Consider the following 12138-nt stretch of genomic DNA (forward strand, 5'->3'; position numbering starts at 1 on the left):
TTTTAGTTAATTTAAGAACGACCTTAAATTAAAATAGTCAAACTAATTATCTTAAAATGAAAATTAAAAAGAAATCAAAAGAAATTCACTTTGCTGAATGGGATCAAATATTAGATTTAACTCAAAGTCAAAAAAATAATATTTTTTCAAATTTTGATTTTGATGATAAAATAAGTTTTGACTTTCACGGTTTAGACACTCAAAAAACAGTAGCAATTGTTGAAAATTTAATGTTTGAATTTAGAAAATCCAATAAAAAATGTATAAATCTAATTTGTGGCGTTGGTTTAGGACATGTTCGTGAGCAAATTTTGGATAATTTATCATTTTATTCTAACGAATTTCTAATTGGGTTTGAAAATCAAGGTCTAATTCGTGTTTGCAAAAAGTAAATTTTCGAAAAAACTAAAATTTTGTTAAAATTTGTTTTTATTTAAATTCAAATGAAGTCAATCCAATTTTTAGTCTAGCAGTTATGACTAAAAATTGTTGTTAGTTTGAAAATCATTTTTATAATAAATAATTCATTTTTATAAATTTAGAATTTATTATCTTTTAAAAAATATAATATTTGATAATTATGACAGGAAAAATATGTCACTAACTACTAACCCAACGCGTTTTTTTGGTCTTGGCGGAATGCAAGAAATCGGCAAATCAACCCTTGTAATTGAAGATAATTATGATATTGTAATTATTGATGCTGGTATTAAATTTGCTAACCTTTTTTCAACAGGAATCAAAGGAATGGTTCCAAATTACCAATATCTTTTAAAAAATCAAGCAAAAATTCGCGGTATTTTTATCACCCACGGTCACGAAGATCATATCGGCGGAATTGTCTATCTTGTTCAAGAAGTTCCAATTAAAAAAATTTTTGCGCCAAAAATTGCAATTGAATATTTAAAAGCCAAATTTGTTGACCATAAAATTAAAAGGGAAATTGAATTTGTTGAAATAAAAAAGGACGATGTCTATCATTTTCAAAGTTTTAAAGTTGACTTTTGAACAGCTCAGCACTCAATTCCTGATGCCTTTGGTGTTCGGGTAACTTCAAAACATGGCTCAATTATGTGTACTGGTGATTTCAGGTTTGACTATACACCAATTGGAAATTACACAGATTTTGATAAACTAAAACAAATCGGGAAGAACAATCTGACAGTACTTTTTTCAGATTCAACTAATGCAATGCGGCCAAACCACTCTCCCTCTGAACGGGACATTCTTGCTGATATTGAAATGCACATGCGTGCTGCGACACGAAAAATTATTATTACCGCATTTGCCTCAAACTTAACAAGAATTAAGGCACTAATTGAAATTGGAATTAAATTAGATAAGAAAATTCTTGTCTTTGGAAGATCAATGGTAAATGGAATTAATATTGGACGGCGTTCTGGCTATATTAATGCTCCTGATGAGGCTTTTCTTGGTAAAAATTTATCAGGTGTTGAAGAAAATCAGATGCTAATTTTAACAACAGGATCTCAAGGCGAGCAACTAGCTGCTCTTGATCGAATGTCAAACAAAAAACACCCTAAAATCAGTATTGAACCGCGTGATATGGTCATTTTTTCTTCATCGCCAATTCCAGGAAACAAAATTAAAATTGAGCATTTGATTAATCGACTTTATAAATTAGGGGCAATTATTAAAGAAAATGGGCCTGATGGTTATCTTCATACTTCAGGACATGCTTATAAATCTGAGCATGAAAAAATTTTCCAACTGACAAAACCAAAATATTTTTTCCCGTATCATGGCGAATACCGAATGGCGCTTGCTCACTCTCAGACGGCAATTGAATCTGGAGTCAGTCCAAAAAATGTAATAATTCCGGATAATGGTGAAGTTTTTGAAATTGTTAATCAAGAAGTTCGCAAAACTAAGAGAAAAATTCCGTGCGAGCCTATTTATATTGATGGAGATACAATTTCCCGCGATAATTCGCGGATTATAAATGAACGTCAATACATGCGTGAAAACGGTGTTGTTTTTATTTTTGTTCCTTTTGATAAAAAAAACAATGAAATTAAAGGTAGAATTTCGATTATTACAAAAGGTGTCTTTTCTATTCGAACAGGAAGTCCAATTATTGCTGATATTAGGCGAATTAGTTATTCATCAATTCGCTTTTTTGTGCAAAAAGATCCAAACTGATCAATGCCCCAAGTAAAGCAACTGTTAAAAAATAGATTGGGTGCATATTTCCATCGGTCAAAACGTTGAAATCCGGTTATTTTGTCAAAATTTATTTTTGTTGATGAAAAATTTGATTTTTTAGCAAACTATGAACAAAAAGAAGCAGAAAAATTTGTTGACTATAAAGCAGACCAGACAAAATTGGCAAGTGCAGTTGACAAAAAAGTCGCAAAACCAAGTCCAAATAATAAGTCATCAAGCACAAATTCACAAAAAAGTGGCAACTCAAGCGAAAAAACAGCTGTTAAGCCGAATAATTCAAGCAAAAAAAATCTAAATTATTATAATATCCCAAAAAGCACAGATGAAAAATTAAGTCAACCAAGTCAAAAAAATATTCCAAATAAAACAGTAAAAAAATCATTAAGTCCGCAAAATCTTCTAAAAAATGAGGCTCAGACTAACTTAAATCAGGAAAAAACTTTTTCTAATAGTGAGTCTTCTCAAAATAAAAAAACACGGATTATACGAAAAAAACCTGATTATTTGACAGCAAATTCAGCTAATTCTGGGGATAATTTAAACACTAAAAATATTCAGTCAAAATTTAGAAAAAATCAAAATACACCAAATTCTAAACAATTTTTTGCAAAAAATATAAAGGAAAATCCTGTTGCTTTTTCAAAAAATGCTGATAGTGATAATTTTGAAAACTTAAATTATAATAATAAAAAATTTAATAAAAACAGTAAAAATTTAAATCAAAATTTTGTTAAAAAGCAAACTGCCGGCTTTAAAAACACTAAAATGTGTCCGGTTTTTTACCCTAAAAGTCCCGATTCTACGCAAGCAACTTTTCATAAAAAGCCAATGGCAGCCAGAAAAAATTATAAAAGCCAAAATTTGAATGATAAAATTGGCAAACCTGAAAATTCAAAACCTAAACAAACAACAGAAAGCAATTAAGAAATGTTAAAAAATAAAGACACGCATAATTTTATTTACATCAAAGGTGCAAGCGAGAACAATTTAAAGAATTTTGACCTTGTAATTCCTAAAAATAAATTAGTTGTCTTTACTGGGGTTTCAGGATCAGGAAAGTCATCTTTAGCCTTTAATACGATTTATGAAGAGGGAAAACGACGTTATATAGACTCTTTGAGTTCATATGCGCGACAATTTTTAGGCGGAACTAAAAAACCAAAAGTTGAAGCTATTTACGGACTTTTGCCAACAATTTCGGTTGAGCAAAAAACAAGTCATAATAATCCCCGTTCAACTGTTGGAACAATTACCGAAATTTATGACTATTTTCGGCTTTTATTTGCCAAAATCGGTAAGCCTTTTTGCCCTAATCATAAGGCTGAAATTATTCCGCAAAAAATTGTCAACATTTTAAATTCAATTTTGTCGCGGCCAAAAGGCACAAGAATTGTGATTATGGCTCCGGTTGTCCAATCTGAGCGCGGATCGCACCGAAATTTAATTGAAAATCTTAAAAATCAAGGTTTTTTGCGACTTAAAATTAATGATGTTACATATTATCTTGCAGATGAAATTAACCTTGATCCAAAACAAAGACACACAATTTCTGTTGTTATTGATAGATTTATTCTTGATGATGATGAAGAAACTAGACTTCAATCTTCACTTGAACTGGCTTTTCAAATGGGAAAAGGAATTGCGCTTTGCGAGTTCGATGATTCTGAAGTAGTTAGATTTTCAAAATTACAGGCTTGTCCTTTTGGTGATTTTGAAATGCCAAGTCTAGAAAACCGGCTTTTTTCATTCAATTCGCCTTATGGAATGTGCAAAACTTGTAAAGGATTAGGGACAAATTTAGAGGCTGATTTTGATCTTGTTGTTCCTGATAAAAATTTGTCTATTAATCAAGGCGCCATTAAATACTTCGGAAAATCGATAAATACAAAATCACTAGAATGGCAAGAGTTGCAAATTTTACTTGAGTATTTTGAAATTTCACCTGATAAAAAAATCCACGAACTTACAAAAAAAGAGCTTGAAATTATCAATTATGGCTCAAAAGAATCAATAAATTACTCCTTAGTTTCCGAAAGTGGAAAAAGATATGATTATTTTCGGCCAATTGAAGGTATTTTAAGTCGAATTCAGCGTAAATTTTGGGACACAAACAGTGAAGATCTTCGTCTTTGATTTAAAAAAATGATGTCTGAATTTTTGTGCAGCACATGTCAAGGCGCTAGACTAAATAATTATGCTCTTGCGGTAAAAATTGAAAATTACAATATTTTTGAATTATCACAGCTGTCTATTAAAAATCTAATTGAGTTTTTTAAAAATTTAAATTTATCTGATTTTGATCAACAAGTTTCTAAATTAATTCTTTCAGAAATTCGCGATCGGCTTTCTTTTTTAGATAATGTTGGACTTTCATATTTGAATTTAAGCAGGTCAGCGGCAACACTTTCTGGAGGAGAATCGCAAAGAATTCGGCTTGCAAGTCAAGTAGGATCACAATTAACTGGGGTACTTTATGTTCTTGACGAACCTTCAATTGGATTACATCAAAAGGATAATGACAGATTAATTGCAACTTTGAAAAAAATGGTTGAAATTGGTAACAGTTTAATAGTTGTAGAACATGATCTTGAGACTATTTTGGCTGCTGATTTTTTAGTTGATATAGGTGCTAATGCTGGTGAAAACGGTGGGTATTTAGTTGCTGCCGGAAAACTTGAGGACATTGAAAACGAACCAAAATCGATTACAGGGCAATTTTTAACTAATAAATTAGCAATTCCAGTTCCTAAAAAACGTCGCAGTGGCAATGGTAAATTTATAATTATCGAAAAAGCAAGAGAAAATAATTTAAAAAAAATCAGTATAAACATTCCTTTAGGTAAATTTGTTGTTATAACAGGGGTATCAGGTTCAGGTAAATCAACATTGGTCAATCAAATTTTGGTTAATGGGATTGCAAAACATCTTGGCGCAACAAATATTCGTGTTGGAAAATGTGATGAAATTAGGGGACTTTTTAATATTGACAAGTTAGTTGCTGTCAATCAAAGTCCAATTGGAAGGACACCTCGCTCAAATCCGGCGACATATACATCTGTTTTTGATGATATTCGCGAGATTTTTGCAAACACCGAGCAAGCAAGATCGCTTGGATTTTCTAAGTCAAAATTCTCTTTTAACTTACAATCCGGAAGGTGCGATAAGTGTCAAGGCGATGGGCAAATAAAAATTGAAATGCATTTTATGCCCGATATATATGTTTTATGTGATAACTGTCAAGGAAAAAGGTATAAGCCTGATGTTCTCCAAATTCGTTTTCACGGTAAAACTATCGCAGATATTCTCGAATTAACAGTCTCAGCGGCACTTGAGTTTTTTCATAACTGGCCAAAAATTGTAACAAAATTACAAACTTTAGTTGACGTTGGTCTTGGATATATAAAATTAGGTCAGTCAGCCACAACACTTTCAGGCGGCGAGGCTCAAAGAATTAAATTAGCGACATTTTTACAGAAAAAACCAACAGGAAAGTCACTTTTTGTTCTTGATGAGCCAACAACGGGGCTGCATAATTATGACGTTGCAAATTTAATTAAAGTACTTGATAGAATAGTGGATAATGGCGATAGCGTCGTGATTATAGAGCACAACTTGGATGTAATTAAAGTTGCAGATTATATTATTGACCTAGGACCTGAAGGCGGACAAGAGGGAGGAAATATCGTTGCAAAAGGAACTCCGGAGGCTGTTGCAAAAGTAGAAAAATCCTACACTGGCGCTTATTTGAAAAAGATTCTAAACGTTAAATAAGCCCCTTAATAGAAAAACCACCAAAAAAAGTTTTGGTGGTACAGTTTTTTGCTTTAACTACAACTGCAAAGTCAGAGAAGTTCATTTGAGCGGTTTGAACATAACCAAAGCATAACATACCTAAAAGGTAGCTCAAAGGTAATTATACAATATTTTTGAAATTTAAAAAATATTGTTTTTTTTTTTTTTTAAAAAAAAAAAAGCAGCAATTTTGTGGGCTAATGAATAAAGTGTCTAAAAAAGTAAAAACCCACAAATTTGCGGGTTTTTAAATAGAAAATAATCAAATTGAATTGCTAATTGCTGAAAAATAATGGACATGATTTGCAAAAATTCAAATTTTTGCAACAAACAGCAACATTTTTATAAACCTCAAGTAGTAAAATCCAATCAAAATTCCTTAAGTAGAGTTTATTGATTGGATGGTTTTTTCTTTAATTGTAATTAAAAGTAATTATGCTCAAATTGATAAAGCAAGTATCAAATTTTTATCGTGGATTTAGATAGAGAGGATTCTTGCAGGTGATAAAAAAATCACTACTTGTGAGTATATAATATTAAAAAAGGGATTATTTTTTACTTTTTGGTTAACAAAATGAAATTTTAATAGAAAAATATAGTAATACTTGCATAATTATTTTGCTATAATTTTATTTGCTTACTACTTACTCTAATAAAAAATAGGAGAATATTTGAAAGTAAAATTAAAAATTTTCATAGGCACTAGCATGAGACTAGCTCCTATGTCTTTTTTGGTTGCTTGTAAAGTTCAAAGTAATAATGATGATAAAATCCTTTTTAAAGCTTCTCAAGGTTTGCCAAGACCATTTATGCAAGCTTTGACAGGAAAAAATCAATTGGTAACATATTATAAAAAAATCTTGAAAAATGATCAAGATTTTGTTGCTGTTAAATCTCAAGTTAACCAAGAAAATCCTAACAAACTAAAAAAATTAGAGCAAAAATACTTGCAAGAAATTAATGATCAACAAAACAAAAAAGGAATCAGTGTAAAACAAACAGACAGTAGTAAGATTCACTGAAATCCTTATTTAAAAACGCTGAATTTAGCAAATTCAGTTATTATTTGGCTGAAATCAATGTTGAATTTTCTTAAATCACAAAATACTAGACTTGTCTGAAAAACTAAAAACAAAAGTATAGCACAAATTTCTAACAAAATTGAAGATGTATTAGGTGAAAGTACTCAGCTTAAAAATCCAATGATTACTAAAGCAAATAAAATTCTAGAACAATCGACGGTAGTATAAAATCACTAATTAGTCAAAAAAGTCTATAAAAATAGACACTTTTTATGAAAAATGATTAACTTATAAGGTTGGCTAATGACAAAATTTGAAATGCTTTCTGTCTTTTGAAATACTAGAGTTGCCTTTATTGAGTTTTTAGGATCATTGCTTTTAATATTTTTCTTTTTGACATCAAAACATATTGTACATCAACTAAAGTCAAATATTTTTGTTTCAAGTTTTCTCTATACTCTTTCATTTTTTTCAGCACTTTTTATCGCTCAAGCAGCTTCTGGATTTTTATCAAATTCAGATATTAAACCCTTTTTAATACCACAAATTGTCATATTTGAATCAATTATCAAAGGCCTGACAAATTCTTTTACAGGAACACTGCTTTATCAAGGTTATTTTTACATTTTTGCTAGTCAAATTTTAGGCGTTATTTTTGGTTATTTGGCCTTCTTTTTATATGTAAAAATGGTAAAAAATATCACAAAATATAAAGAAGATTTTCAAAAAATGGTTATGGTCGAAAAAGCCCCTAAAATTAGCACTTATTTACAAAAAGAGATCTTTTTTGGTTCACTGTTTGTCTTTATTTTAATGAGTATTCCAAGAATTCCGTTTAGTGCCAATTTAACTTTATTTGATCATCAGATTGTTTTATTTATCTTGTTGCTATTTTTCTTTATTATTAACACCAATACCGGTTTTATCAATTTTAATTTATGGTCAACTTTAGTGATCATACCTTACTTAGCAATAAGAAAAGTTAATAATTTTAATATTAGACTTTATTTGTGGCAAATCCTTATTAACATACTGACAACTATTTTAATACCTGCGATTTTAAGTCTGATATTTTTAGGTATTGCCAGTTCTTCAAACTTAAGCTTCAATTTATAAAATCTAACAAAGGAAAGAAAATGTTTAGAAAAAAATACAAAAAACTATTTTTAGGTGTACTAACTTCTGCTTTGTCCGTCTCAGTGGTGGTTTCTTGTGGAGTAACTAACAGTGCTAATGTATTTACGAGTTCTACTAATTTAGAGTTAAACAAAAACAACCCTTACTATTCAATTTATGAGCCACAATTTAATATTGATTTGTTTAAAGCGAATAATTTAGAACAATTTATAACAGCAGAATTTGCTAAAGTGCCTTATCAAGTGCAAAATTCTAACTCCAAATTAATTAACATTAATCAAGACTTTCAAGTATCGCATATTTCTGACTTACAACAACTTAATTCTAACAATGAAATAATTAATCCAACAGTTGAAAATAATACTTTAACTTTAGATCAAGCTAAAGTGGAAATCAAAAATTTTAAGCAAAATAAATTAGCAAATCGCTTTATCAAATTAAATTTAGATCTGCAAGGCCTAGAATCCAAAGCTAAACAAATCAATATGGACTTAAATAATTTCTATTATGAAATAAACTATAATCAAATTCAAGAAAATAATGATGACACAAGAATTTTAGATATTCCTATCACTATTAGATATTATAATGCCGATGACAAACAAAACCCTTATAAACGAGAAAATTTCATTACAATTTATAAACAAATTAGTGGTTTTGCTCCAAATAAAGCAAAGCAAGATAATATTAATAAAGCCAAAATGATTAGTAAAATTAACTATAAAAATAAGGCTAATGTTTCTATTTATAGCGCTCTAGAAAATTTAAATTCTAAAGAAGAAATCAAAGGTGAGACTGATACTTTAATTAGAACTAAATATCTTGATAAACAGCTAAAAAATATTGATTTGTTTACAGTAGAAATTCCTGAAAATACTAAAAGTCAATATTATCTAAAAGATGCAAAGCTAGGTGAAGATCTAAAGTCTATTTTAGTTACTGTTGTGACAATTACAGGCAGTGGACAAAATGCTTACAGTACAGAAAAAGTCTATAAAATTGAAGACTTTAAGCAACTGGATCAACAAGAAGTCCAGCAACTATTTAAAAAATATCTAAAAGTTCAACTCAAAGGTGGAATTAGTTTTTTTAACTATGATTTTGCCAATGTCAATAAAGATGATTTTGTAACTAATTTTGATCAAAATAGCTTTTTTGATATTAAAATTAATATTTTAGAAAAAACTAACGATACTAGTTTAGCTCCATACACAACTAAGGCTAAAATTAGCTTTAAATCAAAAAGTTCTATTTTCCAAGATTTTGATATTGACGATTTTAATATTGGAGTGCCAAAATTTGTTCCTTTATTTGATTCATCAACCTCATTATTAAATAAAAATCAAATTTTTTCACCTTATAATGCTTCAGTTTATATACCAGAATTAGAAAAAAGAAATATTGGCGAAATCAGTAACAGTATTAACGAAGAGAGTAAATCTTTTGTGACTTCTGGTGGTTACAAAGAATTTCGTACTTTCTACACTGATAATAAATTAACTCAGGCCGTTCACTATGGTGAAGATGTCTTAGTACCAAGTGGTCTACCGCTAAAAACTTTTTCAAAATCAAAATTACTAGGGGCTTACTACTTACCAAATCAAGGGGCCGCTGAAGGAATTGGAACTACCGTTGCATTACAAGTTGATGTTAAGGACTTAGAAATTAGCCAAGAAATTAAGGACAAATATTTGCGTAATGTAGATGCTGTTGTTTTCTTTTTTATCCACCTAGACAATAATACACTTTCACTTTTAGGTCAAACAGCACAAGTTGAACAAGGTAATAAAAATACTTCAAGAATAGCAACTTATCTAAAAGATGCTAGTCCGATTAATCCAAAAGAATTAGAAAAAAATACTACTTTTGGTACAATTGGACAAATGACTAACAATGGTGGTTGATCACCGCACGTTCACATCGAAGCTTATCCAATTCGATATGAAATCAAAAATGGTAAAAAAGTATTTGCCGAGAAATTTTTAAATCAGAAATATTTGCTTGAACCACAAAGAAATATTAGAATAGCACCAAACCGTATTAATAAATATATCAATGTAGACGAGCAAAATAAGCAAATTATTAGCTTAACCAGTCTTAAAGCTGCGGGTGTACAAATTGATCAAAGCAAAGACATTAACTTAGTTGATAATAGTGGAAAAGATACTAAAAAGCTTGACACACAATTTAAGGGCTATAAAAACAGAGATTACACTAAATCAATCGAGGATTTATTTATTAGAAATCAGGCATTAGATCCAAATATATTTTTCCAATTTCGTGATGATAAATCCTCGCGAGTAAGACTGGATAACTTATTTACAAAGGCAAAACAAAATAGTTAAAAACTAAAAGATAAAAACACAAAGTTCGCTGTTGAATTTTTATCCCGAGTTCCCCGTTTAATGTGATAATCTTAAAAAAGTGTCTGTTTTTTGGGCACTTTTTTAACTTTTTTGGCAAACCCAGAAAAAATAACTATCAAAGCAAAAAAACTAAATTTTAAATCTACCACTCATGAATCCAAAATCTACTTATTAATAAAATAAGGCAAACTAAAAAAGGCTAAATTTTAACTTAAAAGCAAAATTATGAAATGTTTAAACTACCTTTTTTAGTTAAAAGCTGACAAAAACAATGGGTGTGTTCATAATCTTGTGTTTTAAATTTTTATGGATTTTTCAAATAGAAATGTAATCTAATTTAATTTTACATTATTTAACCGATTAGGGAAAATAATTTCTAATTGTTTTTTAATCATGAATCAATTTCTTACCTTTTGTCATTTTGTAGATGCGTTTTGGAGAGTTAAATAAGTTATTTTTGAAAGGTAATTTACACTTTGAATTCCGCCTTTTGTTTTTGTATTTTTCCTAATTATTCTATTCATTGACTCAATTAAATTTGTCGTATAAATTGCTTGCCTCAATTCATATGGATATTTAAAAAATGTCGTTAGTTCAACGAAATTTGTATACCAAGACTTGATAATTGAAGGATATTTTTGGCCTCATTTTTCCGCAAATTTATCAAGATTTTGCATTGCAAATTCTTGATTAGCCGCTTGATAAATCTTTTTCATATCAAGGACAAACTCTTTTTTGTCTTTGTTAGAAACTTTTAAAAGCGAGTTTCTAATTTGGTGAACAACACATTTTTGAACATCTGTTTGCGGGAAAACCGCTTCAATTGCTTGACTAATTCCGCTTAGATTATCGCAAGAAATTATTAGAACATCTTCCAGCCCGCGAGTTTTTAGTTCGTTAAAAACATCAAGTCAATTACTTGCTGATTCGGTATTTTTAATCCAAAATCCCAGTGCTTTTTTATTTCCGTCCCAATCAATTGCAAGAATAAGATAAAGTGATTTTTTGACAAAAACACCGTTTTCTTTAACATTAAAAAACATCCCATCAATGTACAAAATTGGATAGGAATTCTCAATTTTTCGCGATTTTCACTTTTCAATTTCAGGCAATAATTTGTCAGTAACTGAAGAAATTCAGGCATTACTTATTTCTTTTTTATAGATACTTTTTATTGTGTTAACAATATTTTCATATGACATTCCTGATGCAAAAAGTGAAAACACTTGCTCTTCGATATCGCCTAAATTTGTTTCGTATTTACCGAGTAATTTGTTCTCAAAAGTGCCATTTCGATCTCTTGGTATTTTTAGACGAAAACTATTATGATTATAATTCACAGTTTTGTCCGAAAATCCGTTTCGCTTATTTGGCCTATGCACGCCTTTTTTGCTTCGGTTACTTTTTTCATAGCCTAAATGTTGGCTTAATTCCGCCCTTAAGAGCGCCTCAGTAAAAGTTTTAAACATATGCGAAATTTCGTTGTGAAAATCTTCTTTTTTTATTTTTTTATAATCAGCGTATTTGTCAACAAGTTTTTTAGCTTCTAACTCAAATGGGGATAATGTTTTTTGCTGTTTTTTCATATTTTGGTCCTTCATAATAAATTTTATCAAAATAAATTTACTTTAAAA

7 protein-coding genes are annotated in these 12138 nt (G+C 29.6%); 6 read left to right on the forward strand and 1 reads right to left on the reverse strand.

The window, feature by feature from the left end; all coding sequences use genetic code 4:
- The first annotated feature begins 56 nt into the window (after positions 1 to 56).
- The 6 genes from V3249_RS02920 to V3249_RS02945 all read left to right on the forward strand — a co-directional run bounded on the left by V3249_RS02920 (position 57) and on the right by V3249_RS02945 (position 10483).
- The gene (locus tag V3249_RS02920) at positions 57 to 392 is read left to right on the forward strand and encodes a hypothetical protein (RefSeq protein ID WP_258824900.1); all 336 of its coding nucleotides are present in this window, start codon (positions 57 to 59) and stop codon (positions 390 to 392) included.
- A gap of 202 nt (positions 393 to 594) precedes the next feature.
- Positions 595 to 3111, forward strand: coding sequence for an RNase J family beta-CASP ribonuclease (locus V3249_RS02925; protein WP_337897054.1), 2517 nt, complete (start codon positions 595 to 597; stop codon positions 3109 to 3111).
- A 3-nt stretch (positions 3112 to 3114) separates the two neighbouring features.
- A complete protein-coding gene (uvrA, locus tag V3249_RS02930) occupies positions 3115 to 5958 on the forward strand; it encodes an excinuclease ABC subunit UvrA (protein ID WP_341517476.1) in 2844 nt (947 codons plus the stop codon).
- Between the two features lie 692 nt (positions 5959 to 6650).
- Positions 6651 to 7229: a hypothetical protein gene (locus V3249_RS02935; RefSeq protein ID WP_341517477.1), complete on the forward strand. Its 579-nt coding sequence runs from the start codon at positions 6651 to 6653 to the stop codon at positions 7227 to 7229.
- A 75-nt stretch (positions 7230 to 7304) separates the two neighbouring features.
- On the forward strand, positions 7305 to 8117 hold the full coding sequence (locus V3249_RS02940; protein WP_341517478.1) for an MAG4940 family membrane protein: 813 nt from the start codon (positions 7305 to 7307) through the stop codon (positions 8115 to 8117).
- 20 nt (positions 8118 to 8137) lie between these two features.
- The gene (locus V3249_RS02945; protein ID WP_341517479.1) at positions 8138 to 10483 is read left to right on the forward strand and encodes an MSC_0775 family lipoprotein; all 2346 of its coding nucleotides are present in this window, start codon (positions 8138 to 8140) and stop codon (positions 10481 to 10483) included.
- Between the two features lie 353 nt (positions 10484 to 10836).
- Here V3249_RS02945 and V3249_RS02950 read toward each other — a convergent pair whose 3' ends face one another.
- Positions 10837 to 12090, reverse strand: a complete 1254-nt coding sequence (locus tag V3249_RS02950; RefSeq protein ID WP_341517461.1) for an IS256 family transposase — start codon at positions 12088 to 12090, stop codon at positions 10837 to 10839.
- Positions 12091 to 12138: the final 48 nt, after the last annotated feature.

Source organism: Mesomycoplasma ovipneumoniae (assembly GCF_038095995.1).
GTDB lineage: Bacteria > Bacillota_I > Bacilli_A > Mycoplasmatales > Metamycoplasmataceae > Mesomycoplasma > Mesomycoplasma ovipneumoniae_F.